Genomic DNA, 23,994 nt, shown 5'->3' with positions numbered 1-23,994 from the left:
GAAGGGTAAAACCGGTCCGACCGTCGATCCCGCCGCGGTCGCGCCCTCGATACGAAGCGATGGGGCACACACTGTCGGCGAACCCCAATCGGCGGCCGCCTCTCGCCTCCTGACGACCGTCAGGGCTTTGGCGTCTGTGGGAGTCCCCAGTGTATGAACGACGCTGCGGCTCCGACGGTCGGCGTTCTGAGCCTCCACAACAGCAAGGAGACGAAGGCGATTCTGAACGCCGTCGACGCGCTGGGCTACGACACCGAGTGGCTCCGCGCGGAGAACACGGCCGTCGACGTGCGAGACGGAGACGTGACGCTGGAACCGGACGTTGACGTCGTCGTCAATCGACTCCTCCTGTCCAGCGACGAACAGCCCGTCGAGGGGATCGGCCTCGCACACACGCTGGCTCGGCTGGTCCCGATGCTGAACCCGCCCGAAGCCATCACGACGGCCCTGCACAAGTTCGCGACGACGATGGCGCTGGCGGAGGCCGGCGTCCCGGTGCCAGACGCCCTGCTGGCGCTGTCCAGCGAGCGACTCAACGAGGGGCGGGCTCGCTTCGGCGACCGCGCAGTGTACAAGACCGCGATCGGGACCCACGGCGGCGGCACCTGGCTCGTCGATCTGGACGATCCCGTCAACCCCCAGGTCGGGCTGCGACAGGCGTTCCTCCAGGAGTACCTCGACATCGACGACCAGCGCAACCACGACCTGCGCGTCTACGTCGTCGACGGCGTCGTCGTCGGCGCGATGAACCGCTACGCACCCGACGGCGACTGGCGGACCAACGTCGCACTCGGCGGCGACGTCGAGGACGTGACCGACGATCTCCCGCCGGAAGTGGCCGACATGGCGACGACAGCCGCGGACGTGCTCGGACTCGACTACGCCGGTGTCGACATCATCGAGGGAGCCGACGGCTACTTCGTCCTGGAAGTCAACCCGACGGCCGGGTTCCGGGGGCTGTTCAAGGCCACGGGGACGAGTCCGGCACCCCACATCGCACGGCTGGCGATCGAAGCGGCCGGCGGGACCGTGGCCGACGACGACGTCGAACGGCTGGCAGAGCGGCTGGACGACTCCAGCCCGGTATGCATGCCCACGCCCGTCGAGACTGAACCCAGGGAGCCGGCCGTCGTCGGCTACATCGAGGAGGTGATGGTCGCCGGGACTCGGGGCACCGAGACGGTCCTCGCGAAGTCAGACACCGGCGCGACACGGACCAGCATCGACTCACAGCTGGCCACTCGTCTGGGCACCGGCCCGATCAAGGACATCGTGACCGTCCGCTCTGGCAGCCTCAAGCAGGGCAAGTCCCGACCCGTGGTCGACCTCGTCGTCGGTGTCGGCGGCACCCAGCACACGGTCACCGCCAGCATCGAGGACCGCGGGCACATGGACTACCCGCTCTTGCTCGGGCGGGACATCCTCCAGCACTACCGGGTCGACGTGACCCGGCGAGCCGACGCCGACAGCGAACTGGAGGCGGAGGAAGAAGAAGCCGGAGAGGAGTAGCGAGACGCCGAGCGAAGCGAGGGATCTCGATTCCGCGAGCGGGGAGGAACGACAGCGCCTACGACTGGACTTCCCGCCAACGGGGTTCGACGCCGGGGGCGCAGTCCGGGTGGACCCCGTCCTCGTCCGAGACAGGCTCCTCGTCTTCGAGGGCGTCGATCGGGCGGGCGGGGTTGCCGACGACGGTCGTGTCTGGCGGCACGTCGTCGACGACGACGGACCCGGCACCGACGGTCGCGTCCTCGCCGATCGTGATGTCGCCGATCAGCGTCGCGTCGGCACCGATCAGCGCGCGGTCCTCGATCGTCGGGTGGCGCTTGACCGGTTCGCTGGACTTCCCGCCCAGCGTCACGCCGTGGTACATCACGACCTCGTCGCCGATCTCGGCGGTCTCGCCGACGACGGTCCCCATGCCGTGATCGATGAACAGCCGCTCGCCGACGGTCGCGCCGGGGTGGATCTCGATGCCGGTGAGAAATCGACCGACGTACGCCAGCAGGGCGGCAGCGAGGTCGAGACCGCGGCGGTGACAGGCGTGTGCGAGGCGGTGCCACCAGACGGCGTGCAGTCCCGGATAGGTCAACAGCACCACGAGGGTGCTCGTTGCGGCCGGATCGTTGGCCTTGGCGAATCGGATGTCGTCTGCGATGCGGTCGAACATTGTTGGAGTGTCAGGCGTGGTGAGAGAGCGGTGCGCGGTGACGAGAAGAGCGGGGCGCTCACCGACAACAGCCAGCGAGAGCGTACGTTCGTGGGACGACCGATCGGTCGCGAGCGTGCCCGCGAAGCATACTCTACGTTCGCAGAGCCAGCCTCTTAAACCCCGTCGCTACTGCCCGGCGAGACCGCCAGGAGGACCCGGCCTTTCTTTGTGGGGCACGCCAGAGTGGCGGTATGGCAGACCCCGATTTCGAGGACTTCGATCACGAGCGACACGTACAGTCGGCCATCGACCTCGCCCGTGGGGCCGCCGACCGCGGCGACCGACCGTTCGGTTCCGTCCTCGTCCGGGACGACGAGCAGATCGCGGCGGCGTCGAACCGCGTCGTCACGGAGGGCGACCTGCGACGCCATCCGGAGCTCGACCTCGCGCTGGAAGCCAAACGGTCGTACACGCCGGACGAACGCGCCCGAACGGTGATGTACACGAGCACGGAACCGTGCCCGATGTGTGCCGGCGGCCTCCGCTCGGTCGGACTGGGGCGGATCGTCTACAGCGTGGGCGGCGACGAGATCCACGAGTTCACCGGCGGCGAGCCGACGGTTCGCTCGGGAGCGATTCTCGACGGCGTCACCGACGTGACCGGCCCGGTGTGTCACGAGGCGGGACTGGCCGTCCACGAGGCGTTCGACTGGTAGCGACGGACCACAGTGCTCAACCCCGTCGAACCCCTTCGATGGGTATGACCGAGCGTACGTATCGGTGCTCGAACTGCCGTGAGCACACCGTGACACGCGACTTCGACGTTTCGCACCTCTCCGTGACCTGCCCGAACTGCGAGGAGTTCTCGCGATTCGTCAACGGTCGCGTGATCGAGCAGTTCGAGTCCCTGGAGTCGTCGCCCCCGGACCACCTCGACTGGGAGGCACTCGACCGGACGGAGAAGCTGTTGATCAGCGAGCGGATCGTCCGGCAGGGCCACTCGATCGAGGACTTCGAGATGGACGGAGAGTGAGCGCCGCAGCCGCCCCGCACACGGGTTTCTTTCGACAGGTTCTTGTCAGTCGTATTGTGATACTCGCACGGGAGATGGCGAGTGGCGGCGACGTGATTCGATCCTGATGCACCGGGTCCCGGACGACAGTTCGGCCCTCCTGGCCGCCTTTCGGCCACCGACGGTGGGACACGCGCCGGTCACAGCAATTCGACCTCGTCGACACTCTCTTCGATGTCCTCTTCGACGCGCCAGAGGTAGAGGGTGGCGTAGCTCCGATAGGGAGCCCACCGCTCGGCGTACGCGGACATCTCGGCGCGGGTCAGCTCCGGATCGACGAGCGACGCCATGCCCTTCCGGACGCCGAGGTCGCCGACGGGGAACACGTCCTCGCGGCCCAGCGAGAAGATGAGTTGCATGTTCGCCGTCCACTCGCCGACGCCGGTGATAGACGTGAGTTCGTCGACGACCGCTTCGTCGTCCACGTCCTCGAAGTACGCCCGTGAGAGTCCGCGTTCCTCGAAGGCTCTCGCGACGTTGTTGACGTAACGCGTCTTCTGTCGAGAGAGGCCGGCGTCACGCAGTGTCTCGTCGTCGGCCGCCAGAACGCCCGACGGCGTCACCGCGACGGCGTCGAACAGTCGCTCGCGGGTAGCAGCCGCCGACGCCATCGACACCTGCTGGCGAACGATCGATGTCAGGATTCGCGCGAAGAAGTCCTCGGCCGGTGAGATCGTCAGTTCGCCGTGAGTCTCGACGAGCGGTCCCAGGTCGGGATCCTCGCGGAGTCGGTCGTGTGGATCGCTCACGGAGGGACGATGGGACGAGAGCGTCGAGAACGTTGCGGTCGAGCGTCGGACCAGGGAGAGCGGGGGACGAATATCTCTGGTGATAATCACGGGAACGTAGTTATGTTCTGCGGGGACAGAGCAGTGAGCGTGACGACAGACGACTGGAGCCTGTACGTAGAGGAGAACGCGCTGATCGCCGAGTTCGGTGCGGACATCGAGACGAAAGAGGAAGTCTTTGCGGCCGTCAACGAGCGGTTCGAAGAGCTGGCGACCGACCCCGCCATCGACACCCACGTCTCGGTCCTGAAAATGGAGTCGGCGCTCAACGGGGAGGTCTTCGAGAAGGCACAGGAGGCCGCAGAGGCCGGCACCGAGTACGGAATCACGAACTGGATTATCGTGTCGGACGACATCAAGAAGATGGCACTCAAGAGCAAGATCGGCGAGATCCCCGGCGTCGACATCGAGACGGTCGATAGCCTCGACGAAGCGTTGCGCGTCGCGGCTTAGGTCATCCCTTTGCCGAGCAGCTCGCGCGCGATGATGTTCTTCTGGATCTCCGAGGTCCCCTCGTAGATCTGGGTGATCTTGGCGTCGCGGTAGAACCGCTCGACGTCGAAGTCGTTGACGTAGCCGGCCCCACCGTGGATCTGGACGGCCTCGTCGGCGACTTCGACGGCGACCCGTGAGGCGAACTCTTTGGCCATCGAGGCCAGCATCGTCAGCTGGTCGTCCTCGTTGTCGACACTCCAGGCGGACTTGTAGGTGAGCATCCGGGCGGCCTCGACCTGCGTGTGCATCTCGGAGAGCTTGTGCTGGATCGCCTGGAACTCGCTGATGGGTTTGGAGAACTGCTCGCGGTCCTCGGCGTAATCGAGCGCGCGCTCGGCGGCTCCCTTCGCGATTCCGACGGCCTGTGCGGCGACGCCCGTCCGGGTCTCGTCGAAGAACTGCATGAGCTGGAGGAAGCCCGCGCCGCGGGTCCCGACGAGGTTCTCCTCGGGGACGCGCACGTCGTCGAGGATCAGCTCGGCGGTGTCGGACGCGCGGATGCCGAGTTTGCCGGTGATCTTGTCGGCTTCGAACCCGTCGCGATCGGCCTCGACGACGATCTGGGAGAAGCCGTTGTACCGGCCCTCCGCCTCCGGGTCCGTTTTACAGAGTACGACGAAGTAGTCTCCGATCGAACCGTTGGTAATCCACATCTTGTTGCCGTTGATCACCCACTCGTCGCCGTCTTTCTCCGCCCGTGTCGACACCGAAGACACGTCCGAACCCACGTCGGGCTCGGAGATCGCCGCCCCCATGATGGCGTCGCCGGTCGCGACCGGTTCGAGGAACGCCTCTTTCTGTTCCTCGGTGCCAAAGCCGACGAGCGCGTCCGCCCCGAAGGCGGTCGACTGGATGCAGAGTCCGATGCCGGGATCGGCCGCGAACAGCTCTTCGGCGATGATCGCGTTGGTCAGCGTGTCGTAGCCGACCCCGCCGTACTCGATGGGAATGTTCGCGCCCGTGAGTCCGATCTCGGCCGCCTGCTCGACGATCTCGCGAGGATACTTCTCCTCGGTGTCGTACTCGGTCGCGTTGGGTTTGATCTCGTTTTCCGCGAACCGTCGCACCTCGTCTCGGACCTGCCGTTGCTCGTCTGTGAGGTCGAAGTCCATGTTACCAGTGTTAACTGGTATCACGGATAATGATTTCGTACAGAAATAAACGGCAACGTGGTTGTTGTGCGAGAGAAACGTTGAAACCCTGGGCGAGAGTGGATACGCCTGTCATGGATTTTGAGGACATTGAGACTGTGGCGGTACTTGGCGCAGGGAACATGGGTCACGGAATCGCCGAGGTCGCCGCCATCGCGGGCTACGACGTGCAGATGCGCGACATCAAAGAGGAGTTCGTCCAGGACGGGTACGACAACATCGAGTGGTCCCTCGACAAGCTCGCGGAAAAAGAACAGCTCAGCCAGGACGAAGCCGACGCGGCGCTGGAACGCGTGACACCGCTGGTCGACATGGAGGCAGCCGTCGGCGACGCCGACGTGGTCATCGAGGCCGTCCCGGAGAAAATGGAGATCAAGAAAGACGTCTACAGCGACGTGGAAGCCTACGCACCCGAGGACGCGATCTTCGCGACGAACACTTCGAGCCTCTCGATCACCGAACTGTCCGAAGTCACGGAGCGCCCAGAGCAGTTCTGCGGGATGCACTTTTTCAACCCTCCGGTCCGGATGCCCCTCGTCGAAGTCATCTCGGGAGAACACACCGACGACGAGACGCTCGACGCGATCGAAGCACTCGCCGACGCCTTCGACAAGACCCCCGTTCGCGTCCGCAAGGACTCGCCCGGATTCATCGTCAACCGCATCCTCGTCCCGCTGATGAACGAGGCCTGCTGGCTCGTCCACGACGACGTGGCGACGATCGCCGAGGTCGACTCGACGACGAAGTTCGACATGGGGCTGCCGATGGGTTCGTTCGAACTCTCGGATCAGGTCGGCAACGACGTCGGCCTCCACGTCCTCGAATACATGCACGAGGTGCTCGGTGAGCAGTACGCACCGTGTCCACTCCTCGAAGAGACGGTCGAAGACGAGCGGCTGGGCAAGAAGTCCGGCGAAGGGTTCTACGACTACGAGGACGGCGGCGTCGACATCCCGACGGACGCTGGCCGCGAGGACGTCGAGCATCGCCTGCTGGCCGTGATGGCCAACGAGGTCGGGAAGCTGGTCGAAAACGACGTCGCGCCCGTCAGCGACATCGACGAGGCCGTGATGCTCGGCGGCGGCTTCCCGGACGGACCGGCGAAGCTCGCAGACGAGGCGGGGCTGGAGGCGCTCGTCGACGCGCTCGAAACGGCCCACGAGGAGACCGGTGCGGCCCGCTACGAACTCTCGGCGGGCCTCGAAGCGGCCGCCGAGGAGGGTGGATTCTACGACGACGAGGAGGAAGCGTCGGCCGACTACGACTCGATCTCGCTTTCCTACCCCGCGGAGTACGTCGCCCAGATCGAACTCGATCGTCCACACCGCATGAACACGGTCAGTCCGGACATGATGGACGAGATCGCCGACGCCGTCGACCACCTCGAAGAGGACGACGAGGTGCGTGCGATCCTGCTGACCGGCGCGGGCGACCGGGCCTTCTCCGCGGGTGCGGACGTACAGTCGATGGCGAGCAACGCGACGCCGCTGGAAGCGATCGAGCTCTCCCGAAAGGGCCAGCAGACGTTCGGCAAACTCGAATCCTGTCCGATGCCGGTCGTCGCCGGCATCGACGGCTACGCGCTGGGCGGTGGGATGGAACTGGCCACCTGTGCGGACATGCGCGTCGCCAGCGAGCGCTCCGAACTCGGCCAGCCCGAGCACGACCTCGGCCTGCTGCCGGGCTGGGGCGGCACCCAGCGCCTGAGCAACATCGTCGGCGAGGGCCGCGCCAAGGAGATCATCTTCACGGCCGAGCGCTACGACGCCGCGGAGATGGCCGACTACGGCTTCGTCAACGAGGTCGTCCCCAACGACGAGATCGACGAGCGGGCGCTCGAACTGGCCACCGATCTGGCCGCCGGACCGCCCGTCGCCCAGGAGCTGACCAAGAAGGCGATGCTGGCCGGGCGCGACGACACCGACGCCGGACTGGAGGTCGAGGCCCAGGCCTTCGGCCACCTCATCGGCACCGACGACGTGATGGAGGGCATCACGGCGTTCATGGGCGACGGCGACCCGGACTTCCAGGGCAAGTAGGGCCGTCGACCGTCGTTCGCGATCGATCCCCACCCTGCCGGTCGGGTGTCGGAACCACCTGAACGGCAACGATCGATTCGCCCTCCTGTGGTGGATGTGTCGTGCTACCACGGGAGGGGTTTTTGATGCTGGGCTCGAAAGAGGGAGTATCAGCGTCAGGTACGCGCTGTGGGTGCGAACATGACGGGGGAACACAGCAGACACGGCGACCGGGACGGTGCACAGAGCGAGCCTGCCAGCGACGGCCGGCGACGAGGTGTCGCGGACCAGCGATCGCGGGCGGACGGACGGGCCGACGGCGGCTTCGAGCCGGGATTTTTCAACGCCGTCGTGGAGCGTGTCGGCGTCGCCGTCGGCGTCTACGGGGCTGACGGACGATTCGCTTACGTGAACCAGGCGTACGCCGATCTGCTGGGGACCGATCGCGAGTCGCTACACGGGACGGGGTTGTGGGAGGTGAACCCGGCGATCGACAGAGCGCGATTCGAGGAGTACTGGGAGTCGTTCGAGGTCGGAGAGACGCGACAGCGCGAGGCGAGACACAGCCGCTTCGACGGCACCGAGGTCCCCGTCGAGACCCACACCACGGCCATCGAGGTCGACGGGACCCGCTACAACGTCGGGACGATCGCAGACATCAGCGAACGCGTCGAGGGCTGGGAGAAGCTCCGGCGGCAGGACGAGCGACTCGAACAGTTCGCCAGCGTCGTCAGCCACGACCTCCGCAATCCGCTGAACGTCGCCATGGGACGGCTCCAGCTGGCCCGCGAGACGGCCGATACGGCCCACCTCGACCACATCGAGCAGTCACTCGAACGGATCGAGGCGCTCATCGAGGACGTGTTGACGCTGGCTCGGGACGGCAATCGGATCACGGAACCCGAACCCGTCGACGTGGAACGGATCGTCCACCGAGCCTGGACGACTGCCGGACCGGAGGACGGCTCGCTCTCGGCCAGCGACGACCTCGGGACGGTGCTCTCCGACGAGAACCGACTGCTGGAGGTGTTCGAGAACCTCTTCGAGAACGTCGCCAGTCACGCGGGTCCCGGCGTGACTGTCACTGTCGACCGGACCGAAGACGGGCTCTTCGTCGCCGACGACGGCCCCGGAATCGAGCCCAGCGAGCGCGACGACGTACTGGAGTACGGGTACACGACGACCGACCACGGCACCGGCTACGGCCTCACGATCGTCGAGCAGATCGTGACGGCCCACGGCTGGCAGCTCTCGCTGTCCGAGAGCGAGAGCGGGGGCCTCCGGGTCACCGTCTCCGGCGTCGAATTCGAGTGAGTGGTTCGCAAACTGCCTGCAGAAAGACGATTTTAAATACCACGAGCCTATCTCCCTATATGCGTCGCTCGCTTGGTGTAGTCCGGCCAATCATATTGGCCTTTCGAGCCAATGACCAGGGTTCAAATCCCTGAGCGAGCATTTCTCTCGCGAACAGTTTCGTGAACGAGAGCCAGTTCCAGAAGGACACGAAACCGCGTAGCGACGGTCCCGGCGTCGACTCGGGCCGCCGGCCACCCGTCCCGTCGACCGTAGCTTCAAATGGATGCCGTGAGTCTCGGCGCGTATGCAAGTAGTCATCCTCGCGGCAGGTGAGGGGACGCGAATGCGACCGCTCACGGCGGACACGCCGAAACCGATGTTGCCGGTCGCAGACCGGCCCCTGGTGGCACACACCGCCGACGCGGCGGTCGAGGCGGGGGCGAGCGAGCTGATACTGGTCGTCGGCTACGAAGCCGACGCGGTCAGGTCGTACTTCGGCGAGGAGTATCGCGGCGTCCCGGTGGAGTTCGCGGTCCAGGCCGAGCAACGCGGCACCGCGGACGCCGTCAGGGCCGCCCGCGAGCACCTCGACGGTCCCTTCGCCGTCCTCAACGGCGACAACCTCTACGATCAGTCGTCGATCGCCGCGCTGTTCGACGCCGGCCCGGCCATCGCGGCGTCTCGCGTCGACGATCCGACGGCCTACGGCGTCCTCTCGACCGACCGGAGCACCGTGACCGGGATCGTCGAGAAGCCCGACGACCCGCCGACGGAGCTCGCGAACGCCGGCGCGTACGTGTTCCCGGCCGACGCCCGCGAGTGGCTCGACGTCGAGGAAAGCGAGCGCGGCGAGTACGAGATCACCGACGTGGTCGCGCGGGCGATCGAGACCGGAACCGTCTCCGCGGTCGAGGTCGACCGCTGGCTCGACGTGGGACGACCCTGGGAGCTGCTGGCGGCCAACGAGTGGAAGCTGGGCGAACTCGATCGGCGGATCGACGGCGAAGTCCGCGGTGACGCGACGCTTCGCGGAACCGTCGTCGTCGAGGCCGGCGCGACCGTCGAGCCCGGCGTCGTCGTCGAGGGGCCGGCGCTGATCCGTTCCGGCGCGGAAGTCGGACCCAACGCCTACGTCCGCGGAGCGACGCTCCTTGCCGAGGACACCCACGTCGGCCACGGCGTCGAGATCAAAAACAGCGTGATCGGTGCGGGCTCGGCCGTCCCCCACGTCACCTACGTCGGCGACAGCGTCCTCGGCGAGGACGTGAACTTCGGAGCCGGCACGCAGGTGGCGAACCTCCGTCACGACGGGGAGCCGGTCAGACAGACCGTCAAGGGCGACCGCGTCTCGACCGGCCGACGAAAGTACGGCGTCGTCGCCGGAGACGGCGTCAAGACCGCGGTCAACACGAGCATCAATCCCGGCGTCACCCTGTCGAGCGGGGCCAGCACGACGCCGGGCGAGTCGGTCACGCGGGATCGGTAAGCCGGCAGTGTGACTGTCCGTCCGTGACGCCGAGGGCAGCGATTCCGGACAGGCAGTCAAGCGAAGGGGTACACGGCGCGTGAGATATCTTTGGGATTAAATACCGCGACACCGACGGTTCGGCTAATGGTAGATCCCACATCGGACCATCACGAGGACTTAGACGAGTCCGAAGCGCCCGACTGCGAGCACTGTGGTGACGCGATCGTGAACGAACCGACCCACCGCGAAGTGACTTGGATCGAAGACGACACCGTCCAGGAAGCGCACTTCTGTGACGAGTCCTGTCTGAACGCGTGGGACGAGCGCTGAGCGACCCGATCGCTCAAAGCGACGTTGAGCGTTCACAAAGACTTAACCGCAGTCGGTCGATTCTCCGCCCGTTCAACGGATGAGAGCGCGCACACGATCGGCGCTGCGAGTCCTCTTTCTGACGGTCATGATCCTCTCGGCCGCGGCGGTCGGACAGTCGTTTCTCCAGTCGACTGCCGGTGCCGAGACCGAGACCGGTGGGACCGTCACCGAGACGGCGACTGCGACGCCGGAATCGAGCGGCGCGAACGAGACGGCGGACGACGGATCGGCCGGCGGTGACGCGACGCCCACGGCGACACCGCCGTCGACTGGTCTGACGGGGATCGACGTAGAATCACGGTTCGACCGGGCGAAGTCCGAGACACTGCCCGGCGAGAACTGGTCGACCCGGCAGGTCCGGGCGGCCAGCGGCGATCGGGGCCTGACCGTCGTCGCGACACAGGGGTTCTACGTGAGCGGCCAGACGGCAGAGTTGGCCGCGCTGACGCCCGACGGTAGCGTCGTCTACTTCAACGACACCTACCGGGTCTACTTCGACGTGGATCCCGTCGAGGGCGAGCGCTACACCGTCGAGTACGTCGCCGCGAAACACTTCGAGGGGACAGAGTGCGAACAGTTCCACGGCGACCAGTGTACGCGAAACGTCGTCAACCGCGTCAACCTCACCACGGGCGACCACGAGACCGTGTACGCCGAGATGACGCCACAGGTCGCGTCCGGCCGCTGGCACGACGTGGATCGGCTCAACGACACCCACCTGATCGTCGCCGACATCGTCGAAGACTCGGTGTTCGTCGTGGACACGCGCGACGACTCGATCGTCTGGGAGTGGCGCTTCGACGAACACTACAGCCCCGAAGCCGGCGGTCAGGGCGGGGACTGGACGCACGTCAACGACGTGGAAGTGCTGTCCGACGGCCGGATCATGCTCAGTCCGCGCAACATGGACGAGGTGATCTTCCTCGACCGGACCGACGGCGGCGGGTACGCCGTCGACGAAGACTGGACCCTCGGCGAGGACGGCAACCACTCGATCCTCTACGAGCAACACAACGCCGACTACATCCCGCAAGCGTACGGTGGCCCCGCCGTCGTCGTCGCGGACTCCGAGAACGCCCGCGTCGTCGAGTACCAGCGCGTCGACGGCGAGTGGGTCCAGAGCTGGTCCTGGCAGGACGTGCGTCTCAAGTGGCCACGGGACGCCGACCGTCTCCCTAACGGCAACACGCTGCTGGTCGACTCGAACGGCAACCGACTCGTCGAGGTGAACGCCGACGACGAGATCGTCTGGTCGGCCACCGTCGGGATGCCCTACGACGTCGAGCGGATCGGAACCGGCGACGAGAGCGAGGGCGGACCGGCCGCACGGCTCAGGGGACGGGCACCGATCGAACCCCGGACCCAGCCGGAGGGAGCGGCGAACGGGACGGCGACGCCGCCCTCGGTCGGAGCGTCGGTCGAGACCAGCGGCGATCGGACCCCCACCGACCGGTTCTGGCTCACCCTGAAAGACGTGACGCCGTCGCTGGTCACGAACGGGATCCTCTACACCGCACCGCCGTGGGTCCTCTTTACCGACCTGGCTTTCGCCACGCTGTTCGTGCTCGTCGGTCTGTGCTGGGCGGGCAGCGAGTTCTACTGGGCGGGCCACACGCTCCGGGGCGTCGCCGCCGGCATCGGGCGACGCGTCAGAACAGGGGTCGAAAACGTCCGCTGACGGCCTACAGCAGTCCCAGATCTTCGGCGACGCGGTCGGCGAGGACCTCCATGACCTCGGGATCGACCTGCGCGACTGTCTCACCGTCGTGGAGCTGTTCGTTGTGGCGCTCGACCGCCGCCTCGACCTCGTCGAACGCGACCTTGGTCCGGGTGTCACAGTCCGTACAGATCACGGGGATGTCGGGGAGTTCGTCGTCCGTCATGGTCGCCACTCCGTCCAGTGGGGTGAAATATCATCGGTTTTCCTGGCACAACCACGCTGGGACCGACCACAACGTGGCTTGCCCGGTGGCAACTCGACTTTCCTTTAGACGATCGTGAGTGCCCCAGCGCCGGTCCTGTGGGGAGAAAGGGCAAACATACTTGTCCCGGCCGCCCTCAGCATCGACAATGACGGACGGGGCACACGACGGCACCACGGTCCTCCAGAGCAAGCGGTCGGCGACCCAGTACCAGATCCTCATCGAGATCGCCGAGCGCCAGCCGGCAGTCAGTCAACAGGAGATCGCCGACAGCATCGGCATCACCTCGCAGGCGGTCTCGAACTACCTCCAGGATCTCGTCGAGAACGAGTTCGTCCAGAAGCACGGACGAGGGCGCTACGAGGTCACCAAGGAGGGGGTCGACTGGCTCATCACGCAGACGACCGACCTCCGGGAGTTCGTCGACCACGTCTCTGAGGACGTGATCGGCGAAGTCGAGATCGAGACCGCCATCGCGACCACCGCCATCGAGGACGGGCAGGCGGTCTCGCTGACGATGCGAGACGGCGTGTTGCACGCGACACCGGGCGAGGCCGGGACGGCGACCGCGGTCGCCGTCTCGGCGGCCGAGGCGGGCCGGGACGTGGGTATCACTGACTTCGACGGCGTCTTGGAGTACGACCTCGGGACGGTGACGATCGTCTCGATCCCGCCGATCCGCGACGGCGGGAGCGGCGACGTGGATCACGCGGCCGTCGCCCCAGAAGCGCGCGACCACGACTTGCTCGCGGTCTCGGGGACGGAGGCCGTCGCGACGGCCCACGCCGCCGACCTCGACATCGACATCCAGTTCGCGACGGCGGCCGCCGTCGCGGAGGCCGCGACGAAGGGGCTCGACGTGTGTCTGCTGGCGGTGGCGGACGATCTCGCCGGACTGACCGACACCCTGAGAAACGGCGACGCGGCTTTCGAGATCGTCGAGTACGACGACTGAGCCGTCAGGCGTCGGTGGTCTCGGCGTTGGGCGCGTTTCGCTTGACGCTGTCGATGCCGTCGAAGGCCTTCGTCCGCGAGCTGTACCCCTGGCCGCCGTCCGCGAGGATGTTCCCGTTGCGGTGGCGGAGTCGCCAGCGATACTGTCCGGCGTTGTCCTCGAAGACCTCGAAAGCCGCCAGTCCGATGTCCAGCGCCGCGGCGTCGGGCGCGTGTCCCTCGATGCGATCGATGCTCTCGCGTGCGCCCCGCTCCTCGCTGAAGCCCTGCCCGCTGTCGGCGACGATCTCGCCGTTGTCCGCTTCGAGCCGCCAGCGGTACTTGCCGGCCGTGTCCTCGTAGATCTCGAACTCGTAGTCGTCGTCTTCCAGCCCCGACCGGACCCGATCGACGGCGTCGCGAGCCCCGCTGCGGGAGGCGTACCCCTCACCGCTGTCGGCGAGGATCTTGCCGTTCTTGTGAATCAGCCGCCAGCGCCACTCTTCGGCGGCGTCCTGGTACACCTCGAAGGCCGTCGGATCGGCACGGAGGTACTGTGCCGGTCCGGCCCGCTCGCTCACGCGCTCGATGGCCGCCTCGGCCTCGCGGCGCTCGGTGTAGCCCTCGCCGCTGTCGGCGATGATGTTGCCGTTGGCGTGCTGGAGTCGCCAGCGGTATCCGCCCGCGTTGTCCTCGTACAGCTCGAACGTCGCCTTGCTCTCGCCCGGCGGGTAGGCGACGACGCCCGTCTCGGCCTCGTCGGTCGAGTCGTCGATCTCGGTTTCGAGTTCCACGAGCGCGCCGCCCAGTGCGTTGCGGCGAACGCTCTCGATCCCGTTCTGGGCGTCGACGCGGCGGGAGTACCCCTGCGCGCTGTCGGCGATGATGTTGCTGTTGCGGTGGCGGAGCCGCCAGCGGTACTTGCCACCCCTGTCCTCGTACAGCTCGAACGTCGCCGCGCTGTCGTGGAGCACTGCCAGTTCGTCGGTCCGAGCGGCGACCTGCTCGCGAAGGTCGTCGGCCTCCGCTCGGTGTTCGTCGGCCTCCATACGGGCACTGTCGGCGTCCGCCTGTGCCCGTTGGGCCGACGACTCCGCGGCCGAGACGGCGGTCTCGCCGTCGGTCTCGTTCATCATCGGCACGAGGATCGCGCCCAGCGCGATGACGGCCATCCCGATGCCGTAGGTCCCGAAGACGATCGAACGCTGGCCGCGCCCGCCGTCGAACGAGAGGACGAGCCAGACGATCGCGAGGATACTGATGGCCGCTCCGACGTAGGCGACCCTCGTCGCCCGTCGTTCCAGCGGGAGCCGGACGATCGGCCCGATCAGGACGAACAGCAGTCCGAGTCCGCCCAGAGCGATCCCGGCCAGTCGCTGGAACGAGCCGCTGGTCTGTGTGGCAGTCGAGCCGGCGAGTAACACGCCGAACAGACCGATCATAACACCGAAGACGAACAACCAGTATCCGTATACTTCGTCGTCGGTCGTCGGCTCGGCGATGCGGTTGCGATACCACTCGAGCAGGGCCCCGTCCTCCGAACTGGAACTTGCCATATCTATAATGAATATCGACCACGTGATACTTAAAGATGCAGTACGGTTCCGCAATCTCCGGTATAGGGCGGCTACCCGCGGGAGAACTGCCTCTCGAACCGACCGCGACTGATACGTGTCGGTCCGGGGACTCGTCCAGTCGGGACAATCGCAGTCGGGATGGCGTAGGCGACGCCTGCCGGTCGCCACCGAAGCCGGGCGACCGCTAACGGAAGGATACTTAAGTTGAGTGAACGGATGAAATGGTGTATGGATCAGGTCGCCGTGTTCGGGATCGGAAGCACGAACTTTCGGTACGGGGTCGCGGTCCCGAGCGGGGATATCGTCACGGACGTGACCGTCGAACCGACTCGACCGTACGATCTGGAGCGACAGCTCGTCGACGCCGTCACGGATCTGACCGCGGCGGCGACGGAACCGCTCTCCGGGGTCGCCATCTCCTGTACCGGCCTCGTCGACAGAAACAGAGCCCAGATCGACGAGCTGGACACGACCGACGGCGACACCGTCGATCGGATCGAAGCCGGCCGGGCGATCCACGAGGCCCACGGTCTTCCGGTCGTCGTCGAAAACGACTGCAACGCCGCCGTGCTGGGCGAGTGGCACTACGGCTCTCGCGACGACGTCGACACCCTCGTCCACGTCACGTTCGGCACCGGTATCGGCGGCGGCGTCGTCGACGGCGGCCGGCTCGTCCGAGGGGAGTCGGCCCAGGCCGGCGAGTTCGGTCTGCTCCCGGTCGCACCCGACAGCGACGTGGAGAGTACGGGCGTCACGGGCGCGTGGGAGGCGTTCTGCTCGGGACGTGGGATCGCCCGGAACGTGTCCAGACGGATCGGCACAGAGGAACCGGAGACGACCCTCGATGCCGAAGTGACGGCCCAGGACGTGTTCAGGGCCGCAGCGGAGGGGGACGTGTTCGCCCAGTCCTGTCTCGATCGCGTCGCGCGGTACAACGCGGCCGGGATCGGAGCCATCTGTAACGCTCTCAATCCGGGGTTGATCACCGTCGGCGGCGGCGTCGCGATGAACAACGAGCGCGTCGTGTTGGACGGGATCGACCGGTACCTCGACGACTACCTGTTCGTCGAGCGACCCGAGATCCGAATCAGCCGGCTGGGCGACGACATCGGTCTCTACGGCGCGCTCGCAGCATTCGTCGAGCAGCGCTCGGAGGCGAGGGCCTGGGAACCGACCGTGAGCGAACGAGCCGACACGGACGACTGATACGGCAGTCTGTCGCCGTGTCGCGGTCGCCACTGGGGGCGACGGGATCGTTCGCAGGCGGGCGATCGCCAGCCCGAGAAAGCGTCCGGTCGATGCGAGTGCGCAGGAAAGAGAGCGTGTCAGGCCGGGCTCGGCGTCTGGACCGTCGAGACGTACGCGGTGAGATCTGTCGTGGAGATGATCCCGATGACGCCCTCGGTCTCGTCGACGACGGGGACGTGGTGGATGCCCGCTTCGAGCATCAGGTCTGCGACCGCCTGAATCTGCTCCTGTGCGGTCGTCGTCAGCACGTCCGTGCTCATGTAGCGCTCGACGGTCGTCTGAGCCTTCGGATCGCTCTCCTTGACGATCTCCACGAAGTCGGTCGACGTGAGGATCCCTCGGATGTCGTTGTCGTCGTCGGTGACGATCAGCGAACCGATCGATTCGTCGATCATCAGCTGTGCCGCGTCCTCGACGAGCGTGTCTGGTGAGACCGTTACCGGGTCGGATGTCATCAGTCGTCCGACAAAAATGTCGTCCATGTGCAGATGTACCAATGTCGGCCTAATATGCGTTGCCATCACGGCAGAACCGTTCACCAGTTCGGTAGTGTCGTTTACCCTATAGTTCACCAAGCAATCATTGTCGATGAATGTCAAACGAATAGATATGTGCCAGCGAGTCACTCGCCAGACGGCGGGTTCCACAGCCGACCGCGACGGCGGTGAGTGCGATGGGTGAGTTCGTCCACATCCCCGACGAGTCGTTCGTCGAGGAGACAAACGTCGCCCAGTTCATGCGGACCTACGACATCGCCGACTACGAGGAACTGATCGCACGCACCACTGGGCACGTAGACGGAGAGCCCGCCTCCGGGATCGACTGGTTCTGGGACGAGATCGTCGACTACCTCGACATCGAGTTCTACGAACCGTACGACCAGATCCGGGACGACACGGACGGCCCGCAGTTCACCCGGTGGTATCCCGGCGGCACCATCAATCTCGCGCACAACGTCCTGGATCGCCACGCCGCCCTCGACAGCGAGGCGCGCAACCGCGTGGCCTGCATCTGGGAGGGCGAGCCCGGCGACCAGCGCCACGTCACGTACCACGACCTCCACCGACAGGCCAACCGCGTGGCCAACGCGCTCCGCGAGCGGGGCATCGAGCGGGGGGACACGGTCGGCCTGTACATGCCGATGGTTCCCGAAGTCGTCTCGATCCTGTACGGCTGTTTCAAACTGGGAGCGATCGCCGTCCCGATCTTCTCCGGGTTCGGCGTCGACGCGACCGCGACCCGGATCGCGGACAGCGACTGTAGCGTGCTCTTTACCGCCGACGGATTCTACCGGCGCGGCGAGGAGATCCGGCTGAAAGACACCCTCGACGAGGCCATCGACCAGGCCGGCGGCGTCACGGACACCGTCGTCTTCGACCGCCTGGGTGCGGTCGACGAGATCTCCTGGACCGATCGCGACGAGCGGTGGGCCGACGCCGTCGGAACCGCCGACGCGACCTTCGAGACCGAGCGCCTCGACGCGAACGACGAGTCGATGCTGCTGTACTCTTCGGGGACCACCGGCGAACCCAAGGGGATCGTCCACACGCACGCCGGGGTCCAGGTGCAGACGGCGAAGGAACTACACTTCGGGTTCGACTTGCAGCCCGCAGACCGGTTCTTCTGGGTCTCCGACATCGGCTGGATGATGGGGCCCTGGACGCTGATCGGGACCCACACGTTCGGCGGCACCGTCTTCATGTACGAGGGCGCGCCCGACTATCCCGGCCCGGACCGCTTCTGGGACATGATCGAACGCCACGGACTGACCCAGTTCGGCATCAGTCCGACCGCGATCCGTGCGCTTCGCAAACACGGCACCGACCCCGTCGAGGCCCACGACCTCTCGTCGCTACGGCTGCTGGGATCGACGGGCGAACCCTGGGACGACGAGTCCTGGCAGTGGTTCTACGAGCACGTCGGCGGCGGCGAGACTCCGATCATCAACATCTCCGGCGGCACCGAGATCTGCGGGTGCTTCCTCATGCCGATGCCGATTCAGCCCCTCAAGCCCTGTACGCTGGGCGGGCCGGGGCTGGGGATGGACGTCGACATCGTCGACAGCACCGGCGAGTCCGTCGCGGACGACCACGAGCGGGGCTTTCTCGTGGCACGAGACTCCTGTCCCAGCACGACAAAGTCCCTGTGGAGCGGCGACGAGCGCTACCTCGAAGCGTACTGGTCGACGTGGGAGGACTGCTGGGATCACGGCGACTGGGCCCAGAAAGACGAGGACGGACTCTGGTACCTCCACGGTCGAGCCGACGACGCACTCAACGTCGCCGGTCGGAAGGTCGGCCCCGCGGAGGTCGAGGGGGCACTGATCGCACACGACGTCGTCAATCAGGCCGCCGCCGTCGGCGTGCCAGACGACACGACGGGCACCGCCGTCGCCGCGTTCGTCGTCCTCGAAGACGGCGTCGAGGCCGACGCGGACCTCCGGGCGGATCTGCGCTCGCAGGTCGGTCGCGAACTCGGCAAGCCGTTCCGGCCCCGAGACGTGGTCTTCGTCGACGGCTTCCCCAAGACCCAGAGCGGCAAGATCGTCCGCCGGGCCGTCGCGGGTGCCTACACCGGCGAGACGATCGGCGACACCAGCAGCATCGAGAATCCGGCGACGATCGACGCGCTGGCGGCCGCCGCCAGCGAACAACGCGAGAGCTGAGTCCACGTCGCGCCACACGTCGGTCAGACCGGGTATGCTGGCGGTAACCAAGAGCTATTAATGCAGAAGCCACAATGGATGGTCACTGGATGACCGCAACGACACAGTCCGACACCGGTGAGTCACTGCCACGCCACCAGCTCGAAGACGCACCGCCGAGTGCCAAGTTCGTCCACTGGGTGCTCGACAGCGAAGGAGCAATGACGCAGGCACAGCTGGCCGAGGAGACGCTGCTCCCGAAACGAACCGTGCGCGCCGCGCTCGAAACCCTCTCGGAAGCCGATCTCGTCACCGAAGAGGTCTTTCTGCCCGACGCCCGCAAGAAGGTCTACCGAGCGTCGACAGTCTCACCGTAGGTATTCGGGCCGCTGCGGTCTCTCTTCGTCGATCGATCCGCCAGCGGCGCGAGAGCCCCGACCGTCGGAGTTTCCATCCCGAACCCACTTACGACACGTAACTATAACCGTGGGGACCACGTAGCCGTGCGACGATGACAGACGCCAGCGAGCGCCTGGAAGTGTGGTGTGCCGGCGAAGAGTGGTGTCCGATCACGACGACGGCGTCGGTGATCGGCAAGAAGTGGCACCCGGTACTGGTCCACCGCCTGCTCGAACACGGCCCGTCCGGGTTCAACGAACTGAAAGAGAGCGTCGACGGGATCTCCAGCAAAGTCCTCTCGGACAGTCTCGAAGACCTCCAGGAACACGGCCTGGTCGATCGCGAAGTTATCAGCGAACAGCCATTTCGGGTCCAGTACTCCCTGACAGAACGGGGCTCGTCGCTCGAACCGGTGATCGACGCGATGGCCGAGTGGGGGAAAGCTCACCTGACGGAACCGAGCGACGACGCCGCCCAGCAGGCCTGATCCATGTCCGGACACGACGACCCGATCGACCTCCGCTCGGACACGGTGACCAGGCCCTCGACAGCCATGCGGGAGGCCGCCCGCAACGCCCCGGTCGGCGACGACGTGTACGGGGAAGATCCCACCGTCGCCGAACTGGAGGCCCGTGCCGCCGATCTGCTCGGGAAAGCCGACGCGCTCTTCGTTCCCAGCGGCACCATGGGCAACCAGATCGCCGTCCGAGCCCACACTGAACGCGGACAGGAGCTCCTGCTGGACCGTGAGTCACACATCTATCGCTGGGAACTCGGCGGGACCGCCCAGCACGCACAGCTCCAGTGTCGCACCGTCGACGCCAGCGAGCGCTGCGTCCCCACCCCCGAACAGATCAACGAGGGGTTCGTCGCCGAGGACCTGCACCGACCGGGGACCGGTCTGGTGACACTGGAGAACACGCACAACTACCGCGGCGGCGTCGCGGTCCCCGAAGCCCACGTCGACGCTGCGTGTGACGCGGCACACGCTCTCGACGTGCCGGTCCACCTCGACGGCGCGCGGCTGTGGAACGCTGCGGTCGCGCTGGACACCACGCCGGCCGCGCTCGCCCGGGAAGCCGACTCGGTGATGGCCTGTCTCTCCAAGGGACTGGGCGCACCCGTCGGCTCGGTCCTCGCGGGCACCGAGTCGTTCGTCACCGAGGCCCGTCGCCTCCGCAAGCTGTTCGGCGGCGGAATGAGGCAGGCGGGCATGATCGCGGCACCCGGCCTCGAAGCGCTCGACAACGTCGACCGACTCGCCGACGACCACGAGAACGCACGGCGACTGGCGACCGGTCTCGACGCGATAGACGGCCTCCGCGTGCCGACACCGGAGACCAACATCGTCGTCGTCGACAGCGAACCAGCCGGGATCACCAGCGAGGCCTTCGTCGAGGCCTGTGTGGCGCGTGGCGTCCGCTGTGGGAGCGTCTCCGAGTACACGACGCGGCTGTGTACTAACCTCGACGTGGACCGCGCCGACGTCGACGCGGCGATCGACCAGATCGGACGCGTGGTCCGCGAGGCCACCGAGTAGCCGTCCCCGACGCCAGATCGTCGTGCGACCTGCCCCGACCGTCGGAACTCCGAGTGCGTGGATCGAGAAGCAAAGGTTCTTGCCACTCCCCAGCATAGCCGCATCTATCGAACCCCCGTTGCCGTCGTTTTCGCAGCCGCTGACGGCCACTAATCGTTGATTTCAACCCATGAGTTCCGCAGACGAGACACTTGAGAAGATTCGAACAACGGTCGAGCAGGAAACGCCGGACGACATCGAGATCGCCTCGGTGACGTTCGAAGGGCCAGAACTCGTCATCTACACGCCCGACGCACGGAAGGTCGCCAACAGGGACCGGCTCGTACCGAACCTCGCCCAGACCCTCCAGAAGCGCATCAACGTCCGCCCGACGCAGGGCGCACTCGTCGACGAGCAGCGCGCCCGCGAAGAGATCTCGTCGACCATTCCAGAAGCCGCGGGCGTCCAGAACCTCGACTTCGACCACGACACCGGCGAAGTGTTCATCGAAGCCGAAAAGCCCGGCCTCGTCATCGGCCGCCACGGCGAGACCCTCGACGAGATCTCGGCATCGGTCGGCTGGACACCGGAAGTCGTCCGAACGCCACCGATGGAGTCCTCGACCGTCTCGAACGTCCGAAACTTCCTCAAACAGGAACGGACCGAACGGCGCGACATTCTCGAACGCGTCGGTCGCCAGATCAACCGTCCGACGACGGACGACGCCGACTGGGTGCGCCTGACGACGCTCGGGTGCTGTCGCGAGGTCGGGCGCGCCGCGTTCATCCTCTCGACGCCCGAGTCGCGCATCCTCATCGACTGTGGTGACAAGCCCGGCGCGGAGGGAGAGGTACCGTACCTCCAGGCACCGGAGGCCCTCGCCGCCGGGCCACAGTCGATCGACGCGGTCGTACTCACGCACGCCCACCTCGACCACTCCGCGCTCATCCCGATCCTGTTCAAGTACGGCTACGACGGCCCGATCTACACCACTGCACCGACCCGGGACCTGATGGGGCTCCTCCAGCTCGACTATCTCGACGTCGCCGCCAAAGAGGGACGCGCACCGCCCTACGAGAGCCAGCAGGTCCGGGACGCACTCAAGCACACGATCCCCGTCGAGTACGGCAACGTCACCGACATCGCGCCCGACGTGAAGTTGACGATGCACAACGCCGGACACATCCTCGGCTCCGCGGTGTCACACTTCCACATCGGCGACGGCCACTACAACGTCGCCTTCTCCGGAGACATCCACTACCGCGATACCCGTCTCCTCGACGGTGCCGTCAACGACTTCCCGCGGGTCGAGACGCTCGTGCTCGAATCGACCTACGGCGGGAAAAACGACTACCAGACCGATCAGGCCGACTCCGAGCGCGTCCTGAAGAAAGCAATCAACGAAGCCCACGATCGAGGCGGGAAGATCCTCATTCCGGCCTTCGCCGTCGGCCGGTCACAGGAACTCATGCTCGTCCTCGAAGAGGCGATGCGAAGCGGCGACATTCCGACCGTGCCCGTCTATCTCGACGGGATGATCCGCGAAGCGACGGCGATCCACACTGCCTATCCCGAGTACCTCCGCGACGACCTCCGCCAGCGGATTCTCTACGAAGACGAGAACCCCTTCCTGGCCGAGCAGTTCCAGCAGGTCGACGGCGGCCAGGAGATGCGCCAGGACATCGCCGACGACGAACCCTGTATCGTCCTCACGACCTCCGGGATGGTCACCGGCGGTCCCGTGATGTCGTGGCTCCGTCTGCTCGGTAGCGACCCGGACAACACGATGATGTTCGTCGGCTACCAGGCAGAAGGGACTCTCGGCCGACAGATCCAGCGCGGACAGGACGAGATCACACTCTCGGACGTCAGCGGACCCCGCGCCGAACGCGTCTCGCTGAAAATGGAAGTCGAAACCGTCGACGGCTTCTCCGGCCACGCCGACCGACAGGGACTGGAGACCTTCGTCGAGACGATGCACCCCCGTCCCGAGAAGGTCATCTGCGTCCACGGCGACGAACAGTCGACGAATCAGCTGTCGTCGGCGCTCTACCAGAAGTTCAACATGCGGACCTACAACCCGAAGAACCTCGAAACGTTCCGGTTCGTCTAGGCCTGCAGCGTCGCCTCGAGTTCGCCCCGCTCGGCGTACTGCTCCAAGATATCGCTGCCGCCGACGAACTCCCCGTCGACGAACGTCTGTGGAATCGTCTCACGACCGCTGTGTTCTTCCAGTGCCGCCCGGTACTCGTCGAGTGATTCGAGTACGTCGACCGTCTCGAAGTCGTCGCGACACTGTCCGATCAGCGTGAGTGCCTTGTCCGAATACCCACACTGAGGCATCATCTCTGTTCCCTTCATGAACAGGACGACCTCGTTGCTCTCGATCGCCTCGTCGACGCGCTCCGTGACCTCGTCCTGTGGCAGTCCCTCGTTCGGATTGAACGTCATACAGGTGTCCTCGCTCTCCGTGCGCAAATGGCTTGTGCTAGTCCGTCTCGCCAGGCGTGTACGTCTCGATTTCGATCGCGTGAATGTCCGTCGTCATATGCCCGTCGAGGGCGTCGTACACCCGCTGGTGACGGTCAACGAGGGACTCGCCTTCGAAGGCCGGCGCGACGACCCGCGCCGCGTAGTGGTCGTCTTCCGCAGTCCCGTGCGATATCGTCACTGTCGCGTCCGCGTCGTCGATTCCAGCCTCGATGAGTCGCTCGATCTCGTCCGTGTCCATACGGTCAGCACGCGAGCGAGGGGAAAAACGCTTGCTACAGCGGTCGCTCGGCACGGAGAGACCGGGCACCGCTGCTCCCCGATCGATATGAAAAAAGCCCGCAGCCACCACGGCTGCGGGCTCTGTAGTATGAATAGCAGGCGGCGAACCGGCTTTCCCAGGGGTTCGCACACCCCAGTACTCACCGGAACGCTGGCAGGCTTAACCGC

Annotated in this window: 24 protein-coding genes and 1 tRNA gene; 17 read left to right on the top strand and 8 right to left on the bottom strand. The window is 66.1% G+C overall.

All coding sequences use genetic code 11. The features are described 5' to 3' along the window. The first annotated feature begins 153 nt into the window (after nt 1-153). The gene (locus tag IL252_RS09670; protein WP_208627840.1) at nt 154-1,509 is read left to right on the top strand and encodes a RimK family alpha-L-glutamate ligase; all 1,356 of its coding nucleotides are present in this window, start codon (nt 154-156) and stop codon (nt 1,507-1,509) included. A 58-nt stretch (nt 1,510-1,567) separates the two neighbouring features. On the opposite strand, the gene cysE is transcribed toward IL252_RS09670, so the two are convergent. Continuing rightward, complete coding sequence (gene cysE, locus IL252_RS09665) at nt 1,568-2,170, bottom strand: serine O-acetyltransferase (RefSeq protein ID WP_208627839.1); 603 nt, start codon at nt 2,168-2,170, stop codon at nt 1,568-1,570. A 233-nt stretch (nt 2,171-2,403) separates the two neighbouring features. On the opposite strand from cysE, the gene IL252_RS09660 reads away from it, so the two are divergent. Together IL252_RS09660 and IL252_RS09655 are read left to right on the top strand one after the other, a co-directional pair. Further along, nucleotides 2,404-2,868: a nucleoside deaminase gene (locus tag IL252_RS09660; RefSeq protein ID WP_208627838.1), complete on the top strand. Its 465-nt coding sequence runs from the start codon at nt 2,404-2,406 to the stop codon at nt 2,866-2,868. A 44-nt stretch (nt 2,869-2,912) separates the two neighbouring features. Then, nucleotides 2,913-3,185, top strand: a complete 273-nt coding sequence (locus tag IL252_RS09655) for a hypothetical protein (RefSeq protein ID WP_208627837.1) — start codon at nt 2,913-2,915, stop codon at nt 3,183-3,185. Between the two features lie 179 nt (nt 3,186-3,364). Here the strand turns inward: IL252_RS09655 and IL252_RS09650 are convergent, their stop codons facing one another. Further along, complete coding sequence (locus IL252_RS09650) at nt 3,365-3,973, bottom strand: DNA-3-methyladenine glycosylase (protein ID WP_208627836.1); 609 nt, start codon at nt 3,971-3,973, stop codon at nt 3,365-3,367. A 102-nt stretch (nt 3,974-4,075) separates the two neighbouring features. On the opposite strand from IL252_RS09650, the gene IL252_RS09645 reads away from it, so the two are divergent. Further along, nucleotides 4,076-4,465: a hypothetical protein gene (locus tag IL252_RS09645; protein ID WP_208627835.1), complete on the top strand. Its 390-nt coding sequence runs from the start codon at nt 4,076-4,078 to the stop codon at nt 4,463-4,465. Here the strand turns inward: IL252_RS09645 and IL252_RS09640 are convergent. Further along, complete coding sequence (locus IL252_RS09640) at nt 4,462-5,619, bottom strand: acyl-CoA dehydrogenase family protein (protein ID WP_208627834.1); 1,158 nt, start codon at nt 5,617-5,619, stop codon at nt 4,462-4,464. The genes IL252_RS09645 and IL252_RS09640 overlap by 4 nt on opposite strands. Before the next feature lie 113 nt (nt 5,620-5,732). Here IL252_RS09640 and IL252_RS09635 point away from each other — a divergent pair, with 113 nt between their 5' ends. The 6 genes from IL252_RS09635 to IL252_RS09610 all read left to right on the top strand — a co-directional run bounded on the left by IL252_RS09635 (nt 5,733) and on the right by IL252_RS09610 (nt 12,490). Continuing rightward, entirely contained in the window at nt 5,733-7,697 is a 1,965-nt protein-coding gene (locus IL252_RS09635) for a 3-hydroxyacyl-CoA dehydrogenase/enoyl-CoA hydratase family protein (protein WP_208627833.1), read from the top strand. A 180-nt stretch (nt 7,698-7,877) separates the two neighbouring features. Next, nucleotides 7,878-8,990 (top strand): PAS domain S-box protein, encoded by a 1,113-nt coding sequence (locus IL252_RS09630; RefSeq protein ID WP_208627832.1) that lies wholly within the window; start codon nt 7,878-7,880, stop codon nt 8,988-8,990. A 66-nt stretch (nt 8,991-9,056) separates the two neighbouring features. Next, nucleotides 9,057-9,131, top strand: a tRNA-Glu gene (locus IL252_RS09625). A gap of 145 nt (nt 9,132-9,276) precedes the next feature. Then, nucleotides 9,277-10,458 (top strand): bifunctional sugar-1-phosphate nucleotidylyltransferase/acetyltransferase, encoded by a 1,182-nt coding sequence (gene glmU, locus IL252_RS09620; RefSeq protein WP_208627831.1) that lies wholly within the window; start codon nt 9,277-9,279, stop codon nt 10,456-10,458. Nucleotides 10,459-10,584: 126 nt separating this feature from the next. Then, nucleotides 10,585-10,770, top strand: a complete 186-nt coding sequence (locus IL252_RS09615) for a hypothetical protein (RefSeq protein WP_153553194.1) — start codon at nt 10,585-10,587, stop codon at nt 10,768-10,770. Between the two features lie 79 nt (nt 10,771-10,849). Further along, the gene (locus IL252_RS09610) at nt 10,850-12,490 is read left to right on the top strand and encodes an aryl-sulfate sulfotransferase (RefSeq protein ID WP_208627830.1); all 1,641 of its coding nucleotides are present in this window, start codon (nt 10,850-10,852) and stop codon (nt 12,488-12,490) included. A 4-nt stretch (nt 12,491-12,494) separates the two neighbouring features. Here the strand turns inward: IL252_RS09610 and IL252_RS09605 are convergent, their stop codons facing one another. Then, nucleotides 12,495-12,695, bottom strand: coding sequence for a hypothetical protein (locus IL252_RS09605; protein ID WP_153553192.1), 201 nt, complete (start codon nt 12,693-12,695; stop codon nt 12,495-12,497). 187 nt (nt 12,696-12,882) lie between these two features. Between IL252_RS09605 and IL252_RS09600 the strand changes: the two genes are divergently transcribed. After that, nucleotides 12,883-13,689 carry a MarR family transcriptional regulator gene (locus tag IL252_RS09600; RefSeq protein WP_208627829.1) on the top strand — a complete coding sequence of 269 codons (807 nt, stop codon included), beginning with the start codon at nt 12,883-12,885 and terminating at the stop codon, nt 13,687-13,689. Nucleotides 13,690-13,693: 4 nt separating this feature from the next. Here IL252_RS09600 and IL252_RS09595 read toward each other — a convergent pair whose 3' ends face one another. After that, nucleotides 13,694-15,223 carry a YegP family protein gene (locus tag IL252_RS09595; protein WP_208627828.1) on the bottom strand — a complete coding sequence of 510 codons (1,530 nt, stop codon included), beginning with the start codon at nt 15,221-15,223 and terminating at the stop codon, nt 13,694-13,696. A gap of 249 nt (nt 15,224-15,472) precedes the next feature. Here IL252_RS09595 and IL252_RS09590 point away from each other — a divergent pair, with 249 nt between their 5' ends. Next, entirely contained in the window at nt 15,473-16,450 is a 978-nt protein-coding gene (locus IL252_RS09590) for an ROK family protein (protein ID WP_208627827.1), read from the top strand. 119 nt (nt 16,451-16,569) lie between these two features. Here the strand turns inward: IL252_RS09590 and IL252_RS09585 are convergent, their stop codons facing one another. After that, nucleotides 16,570-16,974, bottom strand: coding sequence for a CBS domain-containing protein (locus IL252_RS09585; protein ID WP_015763012.1), 405 nt, complete (start codon nt 16,972-16,974; stop codon nt 16,570-16,572). Between the two features lie 191 nt (nt 16,975-17,165). Here IL252_RS09585 and IL252_RS09580 point away from each other — a divergent pair, with 191 nt between their 5' ends. The 5 genes from IL252_RS09580 to IL252_RS09560 all read left to right on the top strand — a co-directional run bounded on the left by IL252_RS09580 (nt 17,166) and on the right by IL252_RS09560 (nt 23,167). Next, a complete protein-coding gene (locus IL252_RS09580) occupies nt 17,166-19,157 on the top strand; it encodes an AMP-binding protein (RefSeq protein ID WP_208627826.1) in 1,992 nt (663 codons plus the stop codon). A gap of 89 nt (nt 19,158-19,246) precedes the next feature. After that, nucleotides 19,247-19,513 (top strand): MarR family transcriptional regulator, encoded by a 267-nt coding sequence (locus IL252_RS09575; protein ID WP_018259440.1) that lies wholly within the window; start codon nt 19,247-19,249, stop codon nt 19,511-19,513. A 134-nt stretch (nt 19,514-19,647) separates the two neighbouring features. Further along, nucleotides 19,648-20,022: a helix-turn-helix domain-containing protein gene (locus IL252_RS09570; RefSeq protein WP_208627825.1), complete on the top strand. Its 375-nt coding sequence runs from the start codon at nt 19,648-19,650 to the stop codon at nt 20,020-20,022. 3 nt (nt 20,023-20,025) lie between these two features. Then, nucleotides 20,026-21,075 carry a low specificity L-threonine aldolase gene (locus IL252_RS09565; RefSeq protein WP_208627824.1) on the top strand — a complete coding sequence of 350 codons (1,050 nt, stop codon included), beginning with the start codon at nt 20,026-20,028 and terminating at the stop codon, nt 21,073-21,075. A gap of 169 nt (nt 21,076-21,244) precedes the next feature. Next, nucleotides 21,245-23,167 (top strand): beta-CASP ribonuclease aCPSF1, encoded by a 1,923-nt coding sequence (locus IL252_RS09560; protein ID WP_208627823.1) that lies wholly within the window; start codon nt 21,245-21,247, stop codon nt 23,165-23,167. Here the strand turns inward: IL252_RS09560 and IL252_RS09555 are convergent. Both IL252_RS09555 and IL252_RS09550 read right to left on the bottom strand, forming a co-directional pair. Further along, nucleotides 23,164-23,505 carry a glutaredoxin gene (locus IL252_RS09555; protein WP_208627822.1) on the bottom strand — a complete coding sequence of 114 codons (342 nt, stop codon included), beginning with the start codon at nt 23,503-23,505 and terminating at the stop codon, nt 23,164-23,166. The two genes, IL252_RS09560 and IL252_RS09555, sit on opposite strands and share 4 nt — an antisense overlap. A gap of 37 nt (nt 23,506-23,542) precedes the next feature. After that, nucleotides 23,543-23,785 carry a BolA family protein gene (locus IL252_RS09550; RefSeq protein WP_170094056.1) on the bottom strand — a complete coding sequence of 81 codons (243 nt, stop codon included), beginning with the start codon at nt 23,783-23,785 and terminating at the stop codon, nt 23,543-23,545. Nucleotides 23,786-23,994: the final 209 nt, after the last annotated feature.

Origin of the sequence: Halomicrobium sp. IBSBa (assembly GCF_017612575.1) — an archaeon.
Classification (GTDB): Archaea; Halobacteriota; Halobacteria; order Halobacteriales; family Haloarculaceae; genus Halomicrobium.
Note: the sequence above shows the minus strand (reverse complement) of the source record. Positions and strands in the feature narration are given on the sequence as shown.